This window comes from Colwellia sp. BRX8-7 (assembly GCF_014077275.1).
Classification (GTDB): Bacteria; Pseudomonadota; Gammaproteobacteria; order Enterobacterales; family Alteromonadaceae; genus Colwellia_A.
On record NZ_JACGVP010000008.1, the window covers coordinates 91,723 to 115,788 of the forward strand.

Sequence of the window (24,066 nt, forward strand, 5' to 3'; positions counted from 1 at the left end):
GTTTCTGTTTATTCGTTTGTTTATTCGTTTAAATTAATGAGGTAAATTAGATAAAAATTCCCGCAATAGTTGCGCTCATCAGGTTAGCCATAGCCCCAGCGAGAACCGCTTTCATGCCAAGCTTAGCAATATCGGGGCGACGAGAAGGTGCCATGTTACCCATGCCGCCCAATAAAATAGCCACGGAAGATAAGTTAGCAAAACCACAAAGTGCAAAGGTGATAATGGCTTGGGTTCTGGCACTTAATTGATCAGCAACAGTAATAAAATCTAGATAGGCGACGAATTCATTGATGATAATTTTTTGACCAAGGAAACTCCCAGCCATGTTTGCTTCATGCCAAGGGATCCCAATAAGATAAGCGACCGGTTGAAAAATATAACCTAAAATCAGTTGTAAGCTTAGGTTTTGTAGGCCGAACCATTCTCCAAAGCCACCTAGCAAACCGTTTACCATCGCCAGTAGAGCAACAAATGCTAATAACATAGCACCAACATTTAGCGCGAGCATCATGCCATTAGATGCTCCGGTGGCGGCTGCATCAATAACATTAACGGCCTCTTTAACATCGCTTTTCATATCGTCTAAATTGTCGTTCGGCTGTTCAGTTTCAGGCACTAACATTTTTGCCATAAGCAAGCCGCCAGGGGCAGCCATAAAGCTAGCAGCGATGAGGTATTTTAAATCAATACCAATACCAGCGTAACCGGCGACTACCGAGCCTGCTACCGATGCTAAGCCACCCACCATTACCGCAAAAAGTTCAGAGCGGGTCATCTTAGGCAAAAAAGGTTTTATCACTAAAGGCGCTTCGGTTTGACCAACAAAAATATTTGCGGTCGCTGACATAGATTCAGCTTGACTGGTTTTAAGAAGTTTTTGCAAACCACCACCAATAAACTTAATTACCAACTCCATTACACCAATATAATAAAGCACGGCAATCAACGCCGAGAAAAAGACGATGACGGGTAAGACATGGAAAGCGAACATAAAGCCTAAGCTTTTTTCACCTATTTGTTCGCCAAATATAAAGCTAATACCGTCATTGGCATAGCCAATAACATTAGATACACCGCTAGCAACACTCAACAAGATATCTTTACCTGCGGGGATATATAACACAAAAGCACCCAGAGATATTTGTAACACTAGTGCACCAATAATCGTTCGCCAATTAATGTTCTTTCTATCTGACGAGGCGAAATAGGCAATAGCTAAAAGGACAAAAATCCCCAAAATGCTGCGTAGTATATTCGTATCCATGTTATTCCCTGTTATTTTGATTTTATTATTATTTTGATGACAATGGAGACTAAGACCAAATACAGCATTTTATTTATTTTGAGTATTGATATTAAAAACCTGACTATATAGTCAGGTTTTTAATCTAAACTAAGATTCTACTTAGGTCAATAGGATATTATCGAATAACCACCAATTACTCGGATACTACAACAGCAATAATTATCGATAATATTAATGATGATCCCACTAGCAATTTAGTTGATAAATTGAATCTATAGACAGGTCATAACAACGAGGTTAAAATTTTAATGTATTGCTGTTATTTACCAAAAAAAATTAATTTTTATAGTGCTATTGACGGCAATTAAGATAACTTAAATCACTATATCAACTACTTATGATTGTTAGTAAGACTGCTGCACTATCTGCGATAAGTCATACCTAGTTGGTCAAAGTTAGATTGCTAAAGGCTTTAGCACAGCCAACTCCAACAAATAAACACAGTAATATTAGCGTTTATGTTATGACACTTCTCAACCCCTCTTCATTGCTGTCTGTCTTAAGACTCGCTTTTCATGGTCAGATAAGAAAGCCATTTTTAACGCGTTTTCTTGTAATGTACGACACTGCGCTTGACTAAGCCCCGCTTCAAGTGCCGCATGCTGATATTCATATTTTATGTCACACCCCTGCACAGCAGGATCGTCACTGTTGAGGCAAACAAGTAAACCTCTATCAAGAAATGTTTTAACGGGATGCTGACTGATATTTTTGACTGTCCCTGTTTGATAATTTGACGTTAAACATGATTCAATGGCGATATTATGCTGATACATATAATCCATTAATTTTTCATCACCCACAGCGTGAGTACCATGGCCAATGCGGGTTGCATGTAATTCATTGATAGCCTGATAGATACTCGATGCTCCATCCGCTTCACCGGCATGAATAGTCACCTGTAAGCCGGCTTTATTAACCAAAGCAAAGTGTTCAACAAAGAGTTGGCCTGGCTTGCCTAACTCATCTCCAGCCAAATCGACCGCGACAAGTTCATTTTTGTGTGCAAGTAAGGCATGTAACTCCTCAAAACAGGCATTAACACCAAAGGTACGACTTAAAATACCAATAAGGTTAATTTGGACAGGAAAATCTTTTTGCGCTAACTTTACGCCGTCGACCACTGCAGCAACCACGTCGGTGACATTGAGCTTATGTTCCATAGCCATATAATAAGGAGAGAATCTTAATTCAGCATAATCAAGCCCTTGCAAAAAAGCGTCTTCAACGTTTTCATAAGCGATACGTTTACATGCCTCTAAATTAGCTAACACGCTAACGCCATAATCAAGTTTTTGTAAAAAAGAGACTAAGTTACTTTCTTTACCTTGAATTTGTACATGCTGTAATAAATCAGTCAAATTATCTGCGGGTAATTCGATACCATGCTGTTGTCCTAATGCCAGAATTGTTTTTGCTCTTATATTGCCGTCTAAATGGCGGTGTAAATCAATAAAGGGAATATCTCTAAACATTCTACTATTCCTTAACATTTTATCTGTTTATACTCATGGACAAAGAAAACTTGACCATATGGTTAATTTATTTTACATTCTAAACATAACCTGACACAAGTGACAAGTTATGTTTGATTAATGACTTATTCACCTACTAATATAAGTACATGAAATTGTGATAAATATATGAAATTTAAAATACAATTACTGACTAAAATTAAACATAAAAAGACCTATAAACCGCTGAAAATTAATTTTATTCAGCTAGCTTTACCGCTTTTATTAGCTGTTTTTGTCACTCAAGCATCCGTTATTCAACCTGCAATAGACCAACAACCTCACATTAGAGTAGCAACATTTAATGTCAGCATGGACGCAACTAATTACCTACCTAACAATAAAATAGGGTCAGGTGTTGAACTTATCGCTGCTCTTAAAGACGATCGTCAACAAATTAAGAATATTGCTGAAATTATTCAACGTAACCGCCCTGATATTATTCTCCTTAATGAATTTGACTATATTGCCGACCCAAAACAAGGCGTTGAAATATTTTTAAAGCAATATTTAGGTAAATCACAACAGGGAATCGCCGCCATTGATTACCCTTATTATTATTTTGCACCGGTAAATACTGGTGTAAGCACACCTTTTGATTTGGACAATAACGGTAAAAAAACTAATAACCTTGGCGACGCTCAAGGTTATGGCCACTTCCCAGGTCATTTTGGTATGTTGGTGCTATCTAAATATCCAATTGTTGAGGATAATATTAGAACTTTCCAACATTTCCTTTGGAAAGATATGCCCAATGCCATAGTGCCAATCAATCCAAGTACGAAAGAACACTGGTATAACGAACAAGAATGGCAAATGCTGCGTTTATCGTCTAAATCGCACTGGGATATTCCGATTAATGTCCAAGGTAAACTTGTTCATATACTAGCAAGCCACCCTACACCACCGGTGTTCGACGGTGAAGAAGACCGTAATGGTGCTAGAAACCATGACGAAATACGCTTTTGGCAAGATTATATTACCCCCAACAAAGGCAATTATATTTACGATGACCAAGGTGGTAAAGGTGGCTTAACATTAGATAGCCGCTTTGTTATTTTGGGTGATCAAAACGCCTCTAAAGATGAAGGTGCTGCCCGTAAAGAAGGTATTAGTAACCTTTTAGCTAGTCCTTATATTAACAATGATATGACACCTGCTAGTGTCGCTGGGATAAAAAACAGTAACAGCCCTTTTGCTGCTAATCATACCGCTGGTTGGGGTATGCAAGCAGACTATGTTTTACCTTCTCGCCTTGGTATTAACCTACAAAATAATGGTGTTTTTTGGCCAAAGAAAGACAGCCCACTCTATCGCTTAATTGAAACCCGCTCCGCTTCATCTGATCATCGTTTGGTTTGGGCTGATTTAACTTTAACAGCCAAAGATAAGCAGGCTAAAAATATTATCATGGTTATTGGCGATGGAATGGGACCCGCTTATACCACGGGTTATCGTTATTATATGGATAATATAAATACGCCACGGGTAGAAACAACTATTTTTGATGAACTGCTAACAGGCATGGCCAGTACTTATCCGGTTAATAGCCAAGGTTACGTTACCGACTCTGCCGCAGCCGCTACTGCATTATCTACCGGTTATAAAACCTATAATGGTGCGATTGGCGTTGATGTAAATAAAAAACCATTATTAACGCTAATGGAGCGAGCAAAACAATTAGGCAAGAAAACGGGCTTAGTGGTTACCTCCCAAATCAACCATGCAACTCCTGCTGCTTATTTTTCTCACAATGAAAGTCGCAAAAATTATAATGAAATCGCTGACAGTTACTTTGACGAAAAAATTAATGGTCACTTTAAGGCTGATTTAATGCTCGGCGGTGGTAGCAAATATTTTATTCGCCCAGACAGAGACTTAGTCAGCGAATTCAAGCAGGCAGGTTTTCAATATATTGATGACTTATCAAAACTTACTTCGCTTAATAAACAACAATCGGTATTGGGTTTATTTGCTGAAGTCGGACTACCTTGGACACTTGACAATAAAAATGAAAACCATCTACTGGCAATGGCTAAAGCTGGTGTACGACATTTAGAAAATAATCAAGGTTATGTACTACTTGTTGAAGCAAGTCAAATAGACTGGGCGGGTCATAGTAATGATATTGCTGCTGCTATGGCTGAAATGCAAGATTTAGCCGAAACACTTACTTGGTTGAAGAACTATGTAGAAAATCGTCATGATACCTTATTAGTTGCCACGGCAGATCATAGTACTGGTGGCTTAACCCTTGGTGCTAAAGGCGATTATCGCTGGCAGCCTGAATTTTTAAAAAACCTATCCGTATCACCTAAAAGTATTGCAACAAAATTAGCGCATCAAAACACAGCTATTTCTGCTCAGCAATTAACAGACGCACTCGGCTTTATTATTACCGACCAAGAAGCTAATTTGTTTATTGGGTGCAGCGATGAAAAATCTATCTATGAGCAAATTAAATTATTAATTGATGCAAGAACTAATACCGGTTGGACTTCTAGTGGCCATACCGGTATTGACGTACAAGTCTTTGCCACCGGGAATAGCGCTAAAGCCTTTAACCGTCATCAAACTAATACCGACATAGCTAAGCAGCTATTTTTGGTGCTTGAAGGCAATTAACTCAGATTCACTAATGGTCATTAATGACTGAATAATACTAACGAAGAGACTCAATACCATTGAGCAAACAACCTAAAGGAAAATTATGAAAATACAAATGTTAACAGCGGTACTCGGCCTTAGCGTGCTTTCTAGTCATGCTAATGTTGTGATCACTGAATATATTGAAGGTGGAGGTAGTAATAAAGCCATTGAGATTTCTAATCTTGGCAGCGAAAATGTCGACTTAGCCGCGGAAGGTTATAAACTCGACCTTTATTCTAACGGTAAAACAGAAACAACTAACGGTATATCATTGCAAGGCGTATTAGTTCCAGGCTCGAGCATTGTTGTTTATAACAAGGATGCCACTGCCGAATTTAAATTTGATGCTCCTCAAGGCCTTGAAGATTCAAGTGCCACTTACTTTAATGGTGATGATGCCCTATTACTTTCAAACGCTAATGGCGTTGTTGACAGTTTTGGACAATTAGGAACAGACCCAGGCAGTAACTGGGGTGAAGGTGATTTTTCTACTAAAGATCATACTTTACGCCGCTTAACATCAGTCACTGAAGGTGATACTACCTCTGACGATGCTTTTGACCCCGCGACACAATGGGCAACCTTTCCAAAAGACACCTCAGACGGTTTAGGATGTTCTGGTATAGCAGCCTGTGATGGCAATCAACCCTTACCGACTGAAGGCGGCGCATCCACTGGCCAAGGCATTGTTATTATCACTGAGTATGTTGAAGGCGGTGGCAGTAATAAAGCCATTGAAATATCTAACTTAGGTACTGCAGATGTAGATTTAGCGGTAGATGGTTATAAACTAGAGCTTTATGCAAATGGCAAGACAGATTCACCAAATGAGCTATTATTGCAAGGTTTACTTGTACCTGGCTCTAGTATTGTTGTTTATAATCAGGCGGCAACTGAGCTATTTAAATTTGATGCTCCTCAAGGTATTGAAGACACAAGCGTAACTTACTTTAATGGTGATGATGCTATTTTACTTATTAACAATACCGGTATTGTTGATAGCTTTGGCCAATTTGGTGTTGACCCAGGTAGCAATTGGGGTACCGGTGATTTTTCAACAAAAGATCATACCTTACGTCGCCTAAACTCGGTTACCGAAGGTGATGCCACTGCTGATGATGCTTTTGACCCAGCAACACAATGGGCTACTTTTGCTAAAGATACTGCTGATGGTTTAGGCTGTAGTGGCGAAGTAACTTGTGATGGTTCACAAGCTTTACCTACTGCTGGAACGCCTACTGGTGATGGATCAACACCTGCTACAGGAATTTGTACAAACTGCCCTGATTTAGCAAAAATAGCTGACCGAACGACTTATGTCGAAGCCACTTATTATAGCCAAGCAAACGCTGCAGAAACCGCCGATTTACGTGCAGCAATCACAGCGGACATCAGTGTTAATCATAAACAGCTAACCTACTCAGAAGTATGGACCGCGCTAACCAGTACCGATGAAGATGCTACAAATGCTGATAACATAATTTTACTCTATTCTGGACGTTCAATTGCCAAAGCAGATAACGGTAGTGGTTCTGCTTCAAGTAACCAGGATTTTTGGAATCGAGAGCATACATGGGCTAAATCACATGGTTTTCCAGAGACTAACCAATTAGGTTATACCGATATTCATCATTTGCGCCCTACTGATATATCGATGAATAGTGACCGTGGTAATCGTGATTTTGATATTGGTGGTACCGCTAATACTGAAGCGCCTGAAAACAGAAGCACAGCAGATACTTGGGAACCAAGAGATGACGTTAAAGGTGATGTTGCCCGTATGATGTTTTATATGGATGTACGTTACGATGCAGGTACAGAAAGTACCATGCCTGATTTAATTTTAGTTGATACTGTTGGTACAGCAACGAGCAAATTGAGTGATGGTACTGGCAAACTAGGTAAATTGTGTACCTTATTTGACTGGCATTCACAAGACCCCATAGATACCTTTGAAATAAACCGTAACCACACTATCTATGAGTTTCAAGGCAACCGTAATCCTTTTATTGATCACCCAGAATGGGTCGATAGTCTTTATGCTTCAGCTTGTGGTGCTGCTAGTGATGGTGGTGATGCTAATGCAGCACCAACCGTTTCAGCTGGTGATGAACAATCAGTTGCTTCAGCTGCTAACGTAACACTAACCGCAACGGCTGCAGATAGTGATGGCAGTATTGCTAGCTATGTTTGGACACAAACTAGCGGTAAAGTTGCTGATATTGCTGTTTATGACACAGCTACCATTACTTTTGTTGCACCGAAAGTTGGTAAAGATGAAAGCCTAATATTTAACGTGACTGTTACTGATGATCAAGGTAAAACAAGTTCAGCCGCTGTTACTATTAATGTCGCCGCTGAAGTAATAGCAAAGGAAGACACCAGTGGTGGTACTTTTTACTTTTTACTTACAGGACTTGCTCTATTATCGTTAAGAAGACTTAATAAGTAGGTTACAACTCACCTTCTTGTTAGCAGAATGAGTTGCATTAATGATAAATTAATGCAACTCGCATCTCGCAACTGCCAGCAAAACCTCTCCAAGTAATAAAGTTCTTTACTGCTCTACCAAGCTTACTCATACTTAGATATAAAATAGTTTACTGCAGATAAGAAAACACTAAAACAAGGATTATGTAGATGATAAATAAAAGTTTGATGGCTGTTATGGTCATTACACTCGCACACTTGCCGATTAAATCAGCATTGGCACTTGGCCCTAATGGGCATCGTATGGTTGCCAAAATAGCAGAAGATAACTTAGAGCCTTCGGCCAAAAAGGCGCTAATGCAGCTAACCGATGGTGCACCATTAGCTCAAATGGCTAATTGGCCTGATAACATACGTTCAGATAAAAAATGGGATTATGCTAAGCCTTGGCATTATATTTCTATTGATGATGACGAAGTATTTAAGGGGCTAAAAAGAAATGAAGATGGCGACATATTAAAAGCTTTAGCTGATTTTGAAAAAAAACTTCGCGATAAAAAAATCACCAAAGAAGAGAAATGGCAAGCACTAGCATTCTATATTCACTTTGTTGGCGATATTCACCAACCGCTTCACGTTGGACGCAGAGATGACCTTGGCGGTAATAAAATAACCGTTAAATGGTTTGGAAAACCAACAAAACTTCATGCTGTGTGGGATTCGTCAATAATTGAGCATCAAAAGCTTTCTTATACCGAATATGCTAACTTTTTAAATAATCAAACGCCTGACACCATTAACCTATGGCAAGATACCGTTTATCTTGATTGGGCTAAAGAATCTAAATCGAACAGAGAAACAGTCTATGACTTCCCTGAAGATAAAGAATTAAGTTACCAGTATGCGTATAAAAACACTCCGATATTAAATGAGCAAATAGCCAAAGCAGGCTTCCGTCTTGCTGGAATGTTAAACGATATTTTTAAAGAATAAATAATCGTTATTCACATAAAAGCCCAGTTAATACCTGGGCTCTTTCAGTTCAGTAAAACGCCTCAACTAAATGAGTAAAATCATTATTTAGGCTATATTACCCTTGTTTATTCATGGTTTTATCTCAAAATTCTTAATTTATTCAATCGCTACTATTTTGTTGGCGCATACGATTTTACTTCATTAGATATTTAATTGTCGTCTGCACGAACTGCTGTAAATTTATTGGAATAACAACAAAGAGCGCTATCCCTTGATCAAAGTCAGGGTTGAGCTGACAATAATATTGAATTTCTGCTTTGTCGCTACAGCGCAACATTTCCAACTCCTGCTCGCTATAATTACTGCTTCGATTGACTGAAACTAAACAACGCAACTGATTTTTATTACTGTTTTTTCCGTTTGGATTAAAACGCGTAAACAATTCCTTGGGTGCCGATTGCCCAAAATGTGGCCAAACAATGGCGGTATTCTTGGCAATTGCTCGATACATAGCAGGGCTGAGCATAGTATCGGCATAATAGTGTTTGCGCCAGGGTCTTTGCAACCAGCTTTTAAAGCTCTCTTTAATTGAAAATAAAAAAGTATTACTCCCCTTTCGATATTGTGGAAGAAATGCAGCAGAAGCCTTAATTACCGTATAATTTGCACTGTCTGTGAAGGTGAGTAAGCAATAGCCTACGACTTGCTCATTATTGAAGTAAAGTCGCAGTTTCCTCTGGTTGGGCTCAGGGCTATCAAAATATTTTAGCAGATAATCTTCTGCATCTATATCAGCAAAACTAACCTTGATAATTTCGCTAAGTGCGTTTCTTTGCCAAGCTGACAACCATTGTTTAGACTGTATCAAGTCTAAGGAGCTGAGTTCACTAATAACAAATCTCTCCCATAATGTAAGTTAGGGTGCTAGATTAATTTGAAAAGCTTATGGGTGCAAGCCATCAATTAAGCTACTGGGCCGATTAGAAACGTTATTTATAGAGTATTTTTAAGGGCTAGTCGGAGTGTTTTTGTAAGGTAGACGCTAAAAACGGAAAATAAGGGGGTGCGATATCCAACCGTTATTTTCCGTTTAATTAACTTATTATGATTCTTTAGTCGCTCTTAACATCCACGCTGTTTTCTCGTGTATACGCATACGATCAGACACTAACGAAGCGGTTGATTCATCATCAGCAGCTTGTGCAATTTTTAAAACTTCACGCGATGTTTTAATGACTTGTTCGTGCCCTTTGGTAAGTAACTCAACCATCTGTGCAGAACTTGGTACACCGTCAACCTCTTTAATAGAGCTTAATTTTGAAAACTCTTTATAGGTTCCTGGTGCAGGTACATCTAGGGTTCTAATACGTTCAGCGATGTCATCAACAGCAATTGCTAATTCGGTATAATGTTCTTCAAACATCAAATGTAACTCACGAAATTGTAAACCGGTTACATTCCAATGAAAATTATGTGTTTGCAAATATAGCGTATAAGAGTCGGCTAAAAGTCGTTTTAAACCGTCTGATATTTCCGTTCTATTTTCTTTATTTATGCCAATATCTATATCAGTCATGTAATTTCCTAATTTTTAGAATTTGATAAATGTATAACGCCTATCGAACGAACGATAAATTGTTGACTAAAATTGAAAACTTCAAACGCCAGTCAACTGTTTGCGTTTGTTTGAGCAATTTAGATTCTTACTCTGCTTTGATTTCTAAAGCAATTCATATCATAACACAAATCACCCTTGCCTATAAACCAGCATAATAATAGTAAATATTTTGCTGGTTTATAGGCAAGGGATTTATAATCAATTTTAGTAAAAATATAGAGTAAAATTTAAAGCGTCCATAACAACAATAATTTTTCCTCGTTATTTAAGCTGTTTTTGCCGATACATCATGCGGTCAGAGTGATCAATTAAGTCTTCTAGTGATTCGCCATGTGTTTTCCAGACAGCGAGACCATTACGACGGTGATCAATAAATATGTCTTCAATTAAACGATTCTCTAAACTCGCTTTTATTTAGCTAACTATAAGCGTTTATTTAGAATAATCCTTAACCAGTAACGACATTATCTAGACAATTTAATACACCATACTAAGTAGAGAGCTTATAAATGTCATCTTTATAATAAGTAAACTGCAGAAGTATGGGAACAGCTGTTTTTAATGTATTTTTTAGATCATTACTAAAGATTACCAAGTAATATTGACGCCTTAATGTCGCGAGTTTACCCAATAAAATAAGGTAAAATTATTGATGTTAATAACAGTTAAATACGGTGGGTACATTTAATGAGAAAATTGCAATTTTATTGGCTATTCAACAACGACAAAGCTTTTGTGAGCAAGCTTTCAAGTGATCAGTGTTTAAAGTGTCTAGTACCATAATAAAAACAGTTACGTTAAATTATTACCAACTGACGGGGAGTTACATAGCCAACCATTGAGTTACCAAGATGTAAATTATTTACTGATAATCTGATGGTGAAACACCTGTCCATTTCTTAAATGCCCGAGAAAAACTTGATGGCGAATTAAAACCCAGTCGATAAGAGATTTGAATTAAACTCAGTTTATTTTGCTTTAATAGCATTTGCGCATGATTGATCTTTTTTGTTTTCAATAAAGTACTAAAGTCAGTATTAAAGCGTTTTAAACGGCGTTGCAAGGTCTTGACACTAATGTTCATCTGCTCAGCTACAAAAACGATATTTAGATTATTTGAAGCAATATTTTCTGTCATTAAATTCTCAATATCAGAGAGTAATTGAATATAAGTTTTAGACAATTTATTATCTACGAAGGGCTCTAAACCAATCGAGTGCGTTGAAAATAAATTTTTGGTCGCAAGAACATTTTTCTTAAAAACAATGACATATTTCCCGCTATCGGTGTACGTAACCGGATAATCAAATATTTTTTCAAAGCTGTTTCTTTGACTTTTTAAATCAAGCGTTATCTTTGAAATAATATCTAAGTGGGCAGGAAATATTTGATTAATTATTTTATAAACCAGACAAAATCCAATTTCTAGTGTCGTTCTATGGACATTAACCAGCTCTGCCCGCGATGAAACAACTAATAAGTTGCAATCGCCCTTAACGACTAAAGTGACCTCAATCAATTTATTCATTTGCTCACTAGCAAAAATAATTTTTTCTAATAAATCACCTAGCGATTTAGCATCTGCTACGATGACACCCGTATGACGTAAGAAATGCAGTTGAAAAATAGCAGCCACTGCAGCAGGTAAGGCATCTAAGCCTGAATATACTGCAATATTATCATATAGCTTAAGCACAACGTCCCGTTGAATAGAATCTAACTCACGTAAAGAAGCGACGTTAATACCTACTGACGATAATAATTTGTTTGCTGGTAAATTTTGTTGTTGCAACGCCATATAAATAAGACGTATCCAGCTACCGTCAACGAACTGCTTTATATCGTAGCTATTTTGCTCTGGGTGGATAATTGCATAATTTAGTTTTTTAACCACGTCCATGGGCTTCCAAAATAGATTTATCTTACATAATTGACAATGAGTATTAGATAAAACTACTTACTGCAGTAAAGGTTCTACTTAAGACATTAAATCAGATATTTTTTAACAACATTATCCTTAGCCCGCGAAGTCTTTATCTTCACCCTTAATGACATTTTTAATAGCAGAATATTATTATGCTCAGACAGTATCTAAACCCAATTTCATTTTCAATCAGGGAAACCCCCTACAAAATATTGTTTTATTGTGGTAAATATTGCTGAATTTTAAAGTGGCGACGCAAGTATCGATGAGTTTTATTATCTATTGTGCTATTATTTTGAGAAAGTTCAGATAATTGCTCGGCGGTGTTAACTTAAGCACGCTTAGCCTATTTTCATCAACCACTGTCTGTGCTACCGCTATTTTACCTTCTCATTTTAAGTGTTATTGCCATGGTTCTATTTTCATCTTTATTCGAACAGCCGATTAATCTTTTGCCGTATGATGGTGATGTCGATTATTTTGGTGAAATTATATCTTTAGACGATAGCGACTATTACTTTAATCGATTACTTAACGGTATTGATTGGCGTTGTGACCAAGCAGTTATTTTTGGTAAAACTATTGAAACAAAAAGAAAAGTGGCTTGGCATGCTACTGAATGTTTTAGCTATACCTACTCAAATATTACTAAAACAGCGTTGCCTTTTACCGATGATTTACTTTCATTAAAAGCACTTGTCGAGCGCCATAGTGGTGAAACTTATAATTCATGCTTACTTAACCTTTATCACAGTGGAGAAGAAGGCATGGCGTGGCACAGCGACGGTGAAAAAGATTTAAAGGACCAAGGTGCGATTGCATCGTTAAGTTTTGGTGCTGAAAGAAAGTTTGCTTTTAAGCACAAGATATCAAAAGAAGTCATTACCTTACCCCTTAAAGCGGGCAGTTTGTTAGTCATGAAAGGGCCAACACAACAGCATTGGCTACATCGTTTACCGCCAACTAAACTCATTAAAGACGCAAGGATTAACCTTACGTTTAGAACGATTGTTAACACATAACGTATTATCGTTAACAAGAGTAATTTTCATCACTTTATATAAGCAAGGTGATGAATATACCGCCATTAACCGTCAAACTATGCTTTATTGTCAACTTCCTTAGGTCCTAGTCAACCGCTAATCAACGGGCTTACTCGACACTATCTGTTGACAATGCCTTATATAAGATTGAAATAATATCAATATGCCCTATTCATTTTCATAAGTTTTTCGATAGATTTTAGTCAGTTTTTTAAGTCGTAGTTGGTCAAAAATCAGTGAAAATAATGGTGATGAGTTTAATTTTGGGGCTTTACCTTTGCCAATACGTTGTAACTGACGTTTGGTAATAGCCATAGTTGCAAGTGCGGCTAAAGTTTTATCTTGCCATTTTACTTGAGGTAAAATGGCTACCGCGTCTGGTGACGTTTTCCAGCGTTGAGGAAGATTTGGACTAAATGCCAGCGCTCTGCCAATGCCGACCATATCTACGCCTTCATCTACTACTTTTTGTGCAATCGCTAAACGGACAATCCCTCCTGTTGTCATAATTGGCATAGGAGCTTGTTTGGCAATTTCTTTCGCAAACTCAAGAAAATAAGCTTCTCTATTTAGGGGCTGTCCATCTGCTGTATTACCCTGCATTGCTGGACTTTCATAGCTACCACCTGACAATTCAACTAAATCTACGTTTAAATGGCCAAGTTCTTTTACCACAACTAAGGCATCTTGTGCATCGAAACCACCACGTTGGAAATCTGCGGAGTTTAACTTAACCGCTATCGCTATATTTTCAGGTATAACTAGCTTGACCGCTTTAACAATTTCAAAAAGGAGGCGAGCACGGTTTTCAAGGCTGCCACCCCAGTTATCATTTCTCTTATTGGTCAGCGGCGACAAAAATTGTGATAACAAGTAGCCATGGGCTGCGTGGATCTCGATACCATGAAACCCAGCTTCAACAGCACGTGATGCTGTGATAACAAATCGCTGAATTAATGCTTGAATTTCAATCTCGGTCATCGGACTTGGTTTACTAAATAACTGACTATGCTTCCCCATATCCAATGCAATATCTGAGGGAGAGAATACCTGCCCTCCCATAGCAGCATAGACTTGTCGGCCTGGATGGTTAATTTGCATCCATATTTTTGTGCCATTTTTGCTTGCTATTTCAGCCCACTTTTTAAAGGGCTCTAAGGGTGTATCTGCCTCTAAAGCAATACCTCCTGGACCGGTCATTGCACGGTGATCTACCATGACATTACCCGTAATAAGCAGGCCCGTGCCTCCCGCAGCCCATGTTTTATATAGTTGAAAAATATCATCGCCGGGTAAATGGCCTTTAACAGCCATATTTTCTTCCATGGCGGCTTTTGCTAAACGATTTGGCAAAATTGCGCCATTAGGAAGAGTTATCGGTGTAAATACAGAGTGACTCAAGTAGAACTCCTGTTAATAAGTTTAACGAGCTGGATTTTGTAAGAGTATAAGCTTAAAGTTAACTTTAATGTCAACAGTTTACATACGCATAAAGTGGGTACCAATGAAAATCAGCGAGTTAGCAAAAATAAGTGGTATAACAGCCTCTACTATACGGTTTTATGAAGCCAAAGGATTACTCCCTAAAATACAAAGAAATATAAATGGTTATCGACATTATTCGCAAGATAGTGTGCAGCGTTTAGCAACGATTGAATGTGCGAAGCGGCTAGGTTTTAAATTGGCAGATATCTTAAATGTTTTAGCAGACAGTGGCGGCGTAACCGAAGGACTTGATCACAACAAAATAGTCGAGCAACTTGATATACGCTTGCTTGAGGCAGAGAGTTTAATTAAGGGACTATTAGCACAACGAGACGAAATAGTATTATTCAAACAACGCTTACAAGAGAGCTGGCAACAAGGTAAATGCTTAGCGATGGGCGAAATACTTTCAGCAGATAAAAGGTAAAACAGGGATAAAAAAGCAATAGATTAGCTTATTCGTCTCTCGTTATTAAAGGTCGATAAAGTCAACCAAAGGTACATTTTCAAAGCCCGGTCTGGCAAAAAAGTAACCTTGCATTAGTTCAATACCAAAATCACGTAAACAGCGGTATTCTTCTTTAGTCTCTATTCCCTCCGCGAGCGGAGTAATGTTTAGGTCATTAAAAATATTTAAACAATTTTTTACTATTGACTGACGAACCTTATCTTCATTAATGTTACGGATTAACCCCATATCAATTTTCACGATGTTAGTTTGAAAATCGGCTAATAAACCCAAACCAGCATACCCTGCGCCAAAGTCATCTATTGCAGTTTTAAAGCCTATATTATAAGACTCAACAATATTCTTAATAAAAGCGGTGTCATCAATTTGTTCAACTTCGGTAAATTCAAACATTATTTTTTCAGTCGGAAAGCCATACTTTTTGGCTGCCTCTAATGTTGTGCGAATGCAACGCTGAGGTTTATATATAGCGTTGGGGAGAAAATTAATACTGAGCATAGATTGAAGTTTCAGCTTGGAGAAAAGAGCTATCGCTTTAACTCGGCAAAGCTGATCAACCTTCATACTAGATTGTAGCCGTATATCAGTAATTAACACTCAATAATTTATATTAATGACCTTAAATATGATCACCTGAACAACAGATAGGCTGTTTGTTGAGCAATGATGCTTATTCTCTATCTAGATATTGTTTAACGAAGGATGAAATATTGTCTTGTCGCACCGGTAATTAGTGTGGTCGACACGAATAACGCGCCAACCTGAGTAAAACCGATCACTAAAGGTAAAAACTGTAAAATTAATTTTAGCTATTACATATCTTATTGTAAGCACTAATCGCAATTAATCTCAGCTAATTCACCTTGTATATAAGTGGCTTTAACCGCACGGTCATCCCCTAATATAGTGAAAGAAAAAAGTTTCTCTGCCAATGATTGGCACTGCTCTAGCCGTAATTTCATTAATGGTGTTGCATGATAATCTAAGACTATAAAGTCAGCCTCACAACCCACTTGAAAATTACCTACTGTACCTTCTAAATCTAGCGCTCTTGCGCCACCTAAAGTTGCCAAATAGAAAGATTGTAATGAATCTAATTTTTTGCCTCTTAACTGCTGCGTTTTATAGGCATCTTTTAAGGTTTCTAATAGTGAAAAACTGGTTCCTGCGCCTATATCTGTACCTAGACCCACTTTAATATTGTGTTGCTGGGCAACATCAAGTTTAAACAGACCACTCCCTAAAAACAGGTTTGAGCTTGGACAAAATGACAAGGCTGAATTAGATTGAGATAAGTCGCTATATTCAGCATCACATAAATGTATACCATGAGCAAAAACACTACGACTGCCAAGTAATTGATGCTTTTTATAAACATCTAAATAGTTTTCGCAATCGGGATTAAGCGATTTAACCCATTCAATTTCTTTTAAATTTTCAGACAAATGGGTTTGCATATAAACACCTGGGTGCTCTTTTAATAGTTGCCCAGCCAAGCTTAACTGTTCATCACTACTGGTTGGCGCAAACCTTGGGGTAATAGCATATTGCAAACGCCCTTTGCCATGCCAATCTTTGATAAGTTGCTTAGACTGCTGATAACTACTTTGCGCGGTATCGAGTAAATAGTCAGGAGCATTCCTATCCATCATCACTTTGCCAGCAATCATGCGGAGATTTTTGGCTAAAGCCACTTCAAAAAAGGCATTAACTGACTCAGCATGGACAGTGCCAAAAACTAATGCGGTTGTTGTGCCGTTAGCAAGCAATTGATTGAGGAAAAATTCACTGATTTTACTGGCGTAGGCTTTATCAGCAAACTTTTTTTCGGTCGGAAAGGTATAATCTTCTAACCATTGTAATAATTGTTCACCATAACTCCCTATCATCTCAGTTTGAGGATAATGGATATGAGTATCAATAAAGCCTGGGACAATCAGGCCATTTTCAATATGTTGGACCTCTAGGGAATGTTCTAAATCAGCTAACATAGCTTTAGCTGTGCCCAACTGTTTAACCTTGCCATTTTCTATCAGCAAAATACCATCTTCAAAATACTGGTAGCTGCTCTGCTCTGCTTGCTCTTTATCTTGGTAAGGCGTCGAGGCTGGGTCTTCGACAAAATGTAAAATCTCACCGCGAAATGCTTTTACTGACATCGACTTAATCGCTCCGGTTATCTAAATTGAAATGTATGGTAATTTTATTTTCTAAAGCGATTTCATCGCAGTTTTTACCGACACCTTTTCGATCAACAACTAAGAAGTCAGCGGTGTCACTCAAAGCTAAACTATAATGATGCCAAGTACCTTTGTGGTAATTAACACCTTGGTTTCCTGTAGCAAGAAATACGGCTAATTTAGTCACATCAAATTCGCCCGCAGGTCCAACAACTACCAGATAAGCGTTAGCAGACAAAGGATAAAAAGCCTGGCTTGATAAAGGATGACGTTCCATACAGTCAATGGTTATTTGACCTATACCGGCGTTGATCTGACAGCATTCTTTAGGTGACGAGCGAAAAACACTGATAATACCTTGCCCTGCTTGCTCACTAACATCTAGCGTCGATAATGCATGATATCTTTGTGTAAGCCCATAATTTATTGATATTTTTTCTACTTGATCATTGACTTCAATCACATCACCAAAAGCTTGAAACGCTTTTTGGCTTAGTGGTTTAGCATATAAAATCATCTTAGCTGCCACGGTAAGTTGAGTAACCAAAAGCGGTCAGTAATAATGGAATATGATAGTGTTCACCATCACCACTGATATCAAAAACAATATCAACATAGGGATAAAAGGCTTGCTCATTCAGCGCGTTAAAATAATCACTGATCGCAAAATGAACGCGATAACTCCCCGCAGGTAATATTCGCTCTTTATCAAGTAAGGCCGGCACTCGCCCATCACTGTTTGTTTGGCCTTGTGCCAAAAGTGACCACTGTGCTTGGATACTATTGTCACCATCATTTGAACCCTTAAGTTCAAAGAGAGAAATAGTAATACCAGCAGCGGGTTTACCGCGACTGGTGTCTAATATATGTGAAGTTATTTGACTCATAAACTTAGGTCTCTTTTACGTTTTAAGCAGTAGTGGCAGTTTCAGTAATCATTTTTTCGATTCTTAACTGAAATATTTTTCGTTGTTCTTCTGCTGCATTAATGATTTCTTCCGCGCGATTATTCGCGTAACGTTTTACCAATATATCTAACATCTGCGTGGCTGTTTTACCTGTGGCACAAACAATAAAAATGAAACCAAATTTTTCTTGATAGTCATCATTTAATTGCTTTAACTCACTTAATGCTTGTTCTGTCGCTGTGTTAACACCCGATTGTTCTCCCGCGGCAATCTTCTCTGTCGAGCGGTACTTTTCTCTTAGGCTAGACACATCGCCAATTTTAGGGTGCCCTTCAAAAGCCTGCAAATAATCGGCTTCTGTAAGGTTTTTCCAGCTGAGGTCAGCTTGTGCAGATAACGCCGCCAAACTGTTATATGGCATAGCAGTCACCATGCGGCTTACCCAAGTATTGGCTGTACAGCACTGCATAAAGGCCAAGTGGGCAGCCTGAGGTTGCAAAGCATTTAACACGATAATCGACATAACGTTTCCTTATTCAAGGTAACCAATAATGCCCTTTTTCTTAAGAGCATTATTAGGGTAAATATATAATTTGATCTCATTATTATGCGGCTTTTAACCTGTCGCTGTTAATAATAAGTGTTGCCGCTTTTATACCTTCTAGGGTAAAAACGCCTGTTGAACCTAAGGTAAAGTTATTCATTAATCTTATCTGTAATCGGTTTGCTATCAGTTACTTTATTTTTGCTTCGACCGGTAACATGGAGATTAGTCGCGCTATTAAGTAACGGTGTCAACGCTTTGAAACTGATACCTTGCGCGGTAGTTGACTGATGACCCGCATGGTCGTCTTTTTGATATAAACCAATAATTTCAGCCGCAATTGATACCGCAACTTCCATAGGACGTTTACCCGGCACGGCACTTAAACCAATAGGACAAGTGAGCTGTTCAATAGCCTGCTCACTAAATTCTCGATGTTTTAAGCGATGCTGAAAGCGTTTCCATTTTGTCTCAGAACCAATTAAACCGGCATACGCATAATCACCACGCTTTAACAGCGCCTGGCATAGTTCAAAATCTAATTGATGATTGTGGGTCATAATGATAAAAAAACTGCCTGCAGGCATGCTAGCTATTTCATCTACCGGGTTGTCACTAACAACACACTCAATATTAGCTGGCGCATTTGCCAGCATCTCAACAGGAAACTGTTCTTGGCGATTATCAACCCATTTTAGCTGGCAAGGTAAGTCAGCAAGGATGGTCGTTAACGCTTTACCAACATGGCCGGCGCCAAAAAGCATTATTTGAGTTTTACAAGCTGCAAAGCTTTCAAATAATACGCTACAATCACCACCGCAACATTGCCCTAAGGAAGCACCTAAAGAAAAGTGCTCGATATGTTGATTCTTATCTTCGTCTGCTAATAATTGTTGCGCTATCGCGATAGACTTAAACTCTAAGTGACCACCACCAATAGTGTCATAAGTGCTATTGGCACTCACCACCATCTTAGTACCAGAATTTCTAGGCGCTGAGCCATGCACACCAATAATTGTTAGCAAGACAAAGGCCTCTCCTTTGATCTTTAATGAACTAACCGCTTCAGACCAACTTTGTCGGTTATTCATCGGCTGCCATCCCTTGCTGGGCGGTTATTAATTGCACAGCCTTTAAAACTCGCTCTGGTGTGGCAGGAGTATCAAGCGACGGAATAACACCTTTGGCTCTATCTTTTGCAGCAACAGAGTTAGCAATAGCGGCGCGCAGCGCTGACCAGACAGAAATAGCCAACATAAACGGTGGCTCGCCTACCGCTTTAGAATGGTAAATGGTCGCTTCACGATTAGGTGAATCTTTCAACAACTCAACGTTAAAGACTTTTGGTGCATCGCTAATAGCAGGAATTTTATAAGTGGCCGGCCCAGTCGTTAACAAACGTCCCTTATCATTCCAATGTAATTCTTCAGTGGTTAGCCAACCGACGCCTTGAATATAACCACCTTCAATTTGGCCTATATCTATCGCAGGGTTTAAAGAGTCACCAACATCATGAAGGATATCGGTTTGTAATAACTTGTATTCACCGGTCAGCGTATCGATTAACACTTCAGATACTGAAGCACCCATCGCAAAATAGAAAAACGGTCGACCTTGGGCATTTTCTCGATCGTAATAAATTTTTGGCGTTCGATAAAAACCGGTAGACGATAAAGACACCCGAGCAAAATACGCTTTTTGGACTAACTCTACAAAACTGAGTTTATGTTCACCGGCATCGATTAAATCGTCACTAAAAGTTATCTCGTTACTCTCAACAGCAAAGTGCTCGACAGCAAAATCAATTAACCTTTGTTTAATTGTTTGCGCAGCATTCTGAGCGGCTTTACCATTGAGATCGGTACCTGAAGAAGCCGCTGTTGGTGAAGCATTAGGGACTTTGTCGGTCCGCGTTGCTGATACTTTTACCTTATCAACGGCGATACCAAAAACTTGTGCAACGATTTGGGCAATTTTAGTATGCAACCCTTGGCCCATTTCAGTGCCGCCATGTGTAACATCAACACTTCCGTCGGTATAAATATTAATCAGCGCCCCAGCTTGATTAAGATGCTGAGCGGTAAACGAAATACCAAATTTAACCGGTGTTAGTGAAATACCTTTTTTAAGAAATATACTGCCGGCATTAAATTCATCAATTTCTTGGCAACGCTCGCCATAACGAGAACTATGCTCAAGTTTGGTTATCATCTCGGCTAAATTATTGTGCTCTACTTGCTGATGGTACGGGGTAATATTGCGCGTATCTGTACCGTAAAGGTTAGCTTTTCGCACAGCAAGTGGGTCTAATCCTAGAGAGTAAGCAATATCATCCATGACACACTCAATAATCATCATACCTTGCGGACCACCAAAACCTCGAAAAGCGGTATTGGAGGCGGTATTCGTCTTACAACGATTACCGATAATACTGACATGGTCCAAGTAATAACCATTATCAGCATGAAACATGGCTCTGTCGACGATGGCATCTGATAAATCAGGTGAGTAACCACAATTACCATTGACCGTTATATCTATGCCTTCAATAACACCTTGATCATTAAACCCCACTTGATAATGATTTTCAAAAGGATGACGTTTACCAGTCATCATCATATCGTCGCTACGATTTAAACGCAGTTTTACCGCTTTTTGGGTTTTATCGGCAAGTACCGCCGCTAAACAAGACCAACCAGCCGCTTGTGTTTCTTTGCCGCCAAAACCACCACCCATACGTTTCATATCGACAACGACGCGGTTAAAAGGAATACCTAACACTTCTGCCACAAGTTTTTGAACTTCAGCAGGATGTTGGCTAGATGAATAAACGGTCATTCCGCCATCTTCGGTGGGAATAACACTGGCTATTTGACCTTCCAAATAAAAATGCTCTTGGCCACCAATGGTAATCTCACCACTCAGCTGATGCTTAGCTTGCTCAATAGCAGTGGCACTATCACCACGTTTCATACTATACGGTGGACGAACAAAGCTCTTAGCTTCTAACGCTTGTTTAATAGTCAGTACTGGTGTTTTTTCTTTATAGTCAATTTTTGCCAACGCTACCGCTTGTTTTGCTAACTCATGGCTCGTCGCAGCGACCGCAAATATAGCTTGACCATAAAATTCAACGACATCTTTGGTGAGTATTGGATCGCCCGGAAAAACAGGACCAATATCAGTATGGCCAACAATGTCATCTAAGGTAATAACAGCAACTACACCCTTGGCGGCGCGTACTGCCGATAAGTCTATTGCGGTAATATTACCACTGGCAATTGTTGCCATACCAACAGCAGCATGCAATTGCCCTAACGACTCTAATTTGTCATCAGTATAAACGGCTTTGCCGGTAACATGCATTTCAGCACTCTCATGCTTGGTCGATTGCCCAACCGCGCCAGAACTTTTTTTACTTTCAAGACCTTTATCAATTTCACTTAATTTACGCATGAGTCACTCCTTTCCCTTCAAAGGTATCAACTTCAAAGGTTTCGATTCGGGTTGCTGCATGCGTTTGTTCTAGTTCATAAAAGCATTTTCTCACTAAGTTTTTTGCCACTTGTAAGCGATATTCACTGCTCGCGCGCACATCTGACATCGGAGAGAAGTCTTTTGCTAATGCTGTCATCGCTAAAGCAATATTTTGTTCACTAGGCTCTTTACCCATTAAAGCTTGCTCACAGGAAAAAGCGCGTTTTGGGATGCCTGCCATACCGCCAAAAGCAATGGTAATATTAGCCACTTTTTTATTGGCAAACTTAATATAGAAACAGGCAAGCACCGTTGAGATGTCGTCATCTAAACGTTTTGATATTTTAAAGACTTTGAGATGTTTATTACTGTTAGCTTTTGGAATTTCAATACGTTCAATGAACTCACCACTTTCGAGTTGTGTCACTTTGTAATCAACAAAGTAATCTTCAACAGATATTTCACGAGTACGCTCGCCTTTGCGAAGCACTAACTTAGCACCTAAGGCTATTAACACGGGTGGCGTGTCTCCAATAGGAGAAGCATTACCGACATTTCCCCCTAACGTGCCCGAGTTTCTCACCTGAGTTGAACCAAGGCGATAAAGCATTTGACCAAATTCTGGATAATGCTGGCTTAATAACTGATGGCTTTGCTCATAGCTCACCATAGCGCCAATGGACAAAGTTTCTGTTGTTTCATTAATTTGTGCAAGCTCGCGCACATTGCTCATCGAAATCATGGTTTGTATTTGCGCCATACCTTGGGTAACGCTTAACGCTAAATCTGTACCACCGGCTAACAATTTAGCTTTCGGGTATTGTTCAACCAATTTTGCTAATTTATCTAAGGTATAAGGAAGATAAAGACTCTTGCCATTATTGTGCAGTTCAACAGTTTCTTGTTGCTGAGCTATGAGTTTTAATTGCTTAATAGTCGCCGCTTGCTCGTGCTCAAACTGATCAACGTCATTGTTATCACAAGCTTGTTTTGCCGCTTCAGTAATAGAGCGATAGCCAGTACAGCGGCACAAGTTACCCGCTAAGCCATGCTCGATGTCTTTGTCTAAATCAACAGCAGGAGAATTATCTGTCGCATCAGTAGACTTGGCTTGCGCTAAATTTTTCTTTAATGAAAAAAGTGACATCACAAAACCAGGAGTACAAAAGCCACATTGTGAGCCATGGCAATCGACCATAGCTTGTTGAACACTATGTAATTTATTTCCTTGCTGTAAATCTTCTACTGTAACAAGCTGTTTGCCATGAAGTGCAGATAAAAAAGTAATGCAGGTATTAATCGATTGATAGCTAAGATGTTCGGTTATTGTTTGACTTTTTGCTGATTGAACCACTTCAGCAAGCACTGCTGTACAGGCACCACAGTCTCCTGAAGCACAACCTTCTTTCGTCCCTTTTCGACTCAACTCTTCTCTTAAATAGTTGAGTACCGTCATATTAGGATCACAATTTTCGATAACTTTACGTTCGTTATTTAACAAAAATTGAATTTTATTTTCTGACATATGGTTAATTACCTAT

Annotated in this window: 17 protein-coding genes and 3 pseudogenes; 6 read left to right on the forward strand and 14 right to left on the reverse strand. The window is 38.8% G+C overall.

Annotated features, from left to right (window positions below; all coding sequences use genetic code 11):
• Positions 1-46: 46 nt before the first annotated feature.
• Both H4J57_RS09610 and add read right to left on the reverse strand, forming a co-directional pair.
• Positions 47-1,267 carry a NupC/NupG family nucleoside CNT transporter gene (locus H4J57_RS09610; protein ID WP_070376818.1) on the reverse strand — a complete coding sequence of 407 codons (1,221 nt, stop codon included), beginning with the start codon at positions 1,265-1,267 and terminating at the stop codon, positions 47-49.
• A gap of 515 nt (positions 1,268-1,782) precedes the next feature.
• Positions 1,783-2,784, reverse strand: coding sequence for an adenosine deaminase (add, locus tag H4J57_RS09615; RefSeq protein ID WP_182242624.1), 1,002 nt, complete (start codon positions 2,782-2,784; stop codon positions 1,783-1,785).
• A 225-nt stretch (positions 2,785-3,009) separates the two neighbouring features.
• Between add and H4J57_RS20035 the strand changes: the two are divergent.
• The 4 genes and pseudogenes from H4J57_RS20035 to H4J57_RS09630 all read left to right on the forward strand — a co-directional run.
• Positions 3,010-4,197: pseudogene (locus H4J57_RS20035) on the forward strand (endonuclease/exonuclease/phosphatase family protein); the annotation flags it as partial.
• A 33-nt stretch (positions 4,198-4,230) separates the two neighbouring features.
• Positions 4,231-5,448 (forward strand): annotated as a pseudogene (locus tag H4J57_RS20040) (alkaline phosphatase); the annotation flags it as partial.
• Between the two features lie 85 nt (positions 5,449-5,533).
• Positions 5,534-7,924: an endonuclease gene (locus H4J57_RS09625; RefSeq protein ID WP_182242626.1), complete on the forward strand. Its 2,391-nt coding sequence runs from the start codon at positions 5,534-5,536 to the stop codon at positions 7,922-7,924.
• Positions 7,925-8,112: 188 nt separating this feature from the next.
• On the forward strand, positions 8,113-8,895 hold the full coding sequence (locus H4J57_RS09630) for a S1/P1 nuclease (protein ID WP_182217382.1): 783 nt from the start codon (positions 8,113-8,115) through the stop codon (positions 8,893-8,895).
• 175 nt (positions 8,896-9,070) lie between these two features.
• Here the strand turns inward: H4J57_RS09630 and H4J57_RS09635 are convergent, their stop codons facing one another.
• The 3 genes from H4J57_RS09635 to H4J57_RS09645 form a co-directional block, all read right to left on the reverse strand.
• On the reverse strand, positions 9,071-9,745 hold the full coding sequence (locus H4J57_RS09635; RefSeq protein ID WP_182242627.1) for a hypothetical protein: 675 nt from the start codon (positions 9,743-9,745) through the stop codon (positions 9,071-9,073).
• A 234-nt stretch (positions 9,746-9,979) separates the two neighbouring features.
• Complete coding sequence (locus H4J57_RS09640) at positions 9,980-10,453, reverse strand: Dps family protein (RefSeq protein ID WP_070376816.1); 474 nt, start codon at positions 10,451-10,453, stop codon at positions 9,980-9,982.
• A gap of 904 nt (positions 10,454-11,357) precedes the next feature.
• Positions 11,358-12,395, reverse strand: a complete 1,038-nt coding sequence (locus tag H4J57_RS09645; protein ID WP_182242628.1) for an AraC family transcriptional regulator — start codon at positions 12,393-12,395, stop codon at positions 11,358-11,360.
• Positions 12,396-12,829: 434 nt separating this feature from the next.
• On the opposite strand from H4J57_RS09645, the gene H4J57_RS09650 reads away from it, so the two are divergent.
• A complete protein-coding gene (locus tag H4J57_RS09650) occupies positions 12,830-13,441 on the forward strand; it encodes an alpha-ketoglutarate-dependent dioxygenase AlkB (RefSeq protein ID WP_182242629.1) in 612 nt (203 codons plus the stop codon).
• Positions 13,442-13,630: 189 nt separating this feature from the next.
• On the opposite strand, the gene H4J57_RS09655 is transcribed toward H4J57_RS09650, so the two are convergent.
• Positions 13,631-14,863, reverse strand: a complete 1,233-nt coding sequence (locus tag H4J57_RS09655; protein ID WP_182242630.1) for an NADH:flavin oxidoreductase/NADH oxidase family protein — start codon at positions 14,861-14,863, stop codon at positions 13,631-13,633.
• A 103-nt stretch (positions 14,864-14,966) separates the two neighbouring features.
• Between H4J57_RS09655 and H4J57_RS09660 the strand changes: the two genes are divergently transcribed.
• Positions 14,967-15,374 carry a MerR family transcriptional regulator gene (locus H4J57_RS09660; protein ID WP_182242631.1) on the forward strand — a complete coding sequence of 136 codons (408 nt, stop codon included), beginning with the start codon at positions 14,967-14,969 and terminating at the stop codon, positions 15,372-15,374.
• Positions 15,375-15,419: 45 nt separating this feature from the next.
• Here the strand turns inward: H4J57_RS09660 and H4J57_RS09665 are convergent.
• From H4J57_RS09665 to xdhA, 8 genes and pseudogenes are all read right to left on the reverse strand, one after another.
• Positions 15,420-15,974: pseudogene (locus tag H4J57_RS09665) on the reverse strand (EAL domain-containing protein); the annotation flags it as partial.
• Between the two features lie 275 nt (positions 15,975-16,249).
• Positions 16,250-17,575: a guanine deaminase gene (guaD, locus tag H4J57_RS09670; RefSeq protein WP_182242633.1), complete on the reverse strand. Its 1,326-nt coding sequence runs from the start codon at positions 17,573-17,575 to the stop codon at positions 16,250-16,252.
• 4 nt (positions 17,576-17,579) lie between these two features.
• Positions 17,580-18,113: an ureidoglycolate lyase gene (locus H4J57_RS09675; protein ID WP_182242634.1), complete on the reverse strand. Its 534-nt coding sequence runs from the start codon at positions 18,111-18,113 to the stop codon at positions 17,580-17,582.
• A gap of 1 nt (position 18,114) precedes the next feature.
• Positions 18,115-18,483, reverse strand: coding sequence for a hydroxyisourate hydrolase (gene uraH, locus H4J57_RS09680; protein WP_182215978.1), 369 nt, complete (start codon positions 18,481-18,483; stop codon positions 18,115-18,117).
• Positions 18,484-18,505: 22 nt separating this feature from the next.
• Positions 18,506-19,027: a 2-oxo-4-hydroxy-4-carboxy-5-ureidoimidazoline decarboxylase gene (gene uraD, locus H4J57_RS09685; RefSeq protein ID WP_182242635.1), complete on the reverse strand. Its 522-nt coding sequence runs from the start codon at positions 19,025-19,027 to the stop codon at positions 18,506-18,508.
• A gap of 173 nt (positions 19,028-19,200) precedes the next feature.
• Positions 19,201-20,139, reverse strand: a complete 939-nt coding sequence (gene xdhC / locus H4J57_RS09690; RefSeq protein ID WP_182242636.1) for a xanthine dehydrogenase accessory protein XdhC — start codon at positions 20,137-20,139, stop codon at positions 19,201-19,203.
• Positions 20,132-22,504: a xanthine dehydrogenase molybdopterin binding subunit gene (gene xdhB, locus H4J57_RS09695; RefSeq protein WP_182242637.1), complete on the reverse strand. Its 2,373-nt coding sequence runs from the start codon at positions 22,502-22,504 to the stop codon at positions 20,132-20,134. Before xdhB ends, xdhC begins: the two co-directional genes overlap by 8 nt.
• On the reverse strand, positions 22,497-24,050 hold the full coding sequence (xdhA, locus tag H4J57_RS09700; protein ID WP_182242638.1) for a xanthine dehydrogenase small subunit: 1,554 nt from the start codon (positions 24,048-24,050) through the stop codon (positions 22,497-22,499). The genes xdhB and xdhA overlap by 8 nt, the downstream gene beginning before the upstream one ends.
• Positions 24,051-24,066: the final 16 nt, after the last annotated feature.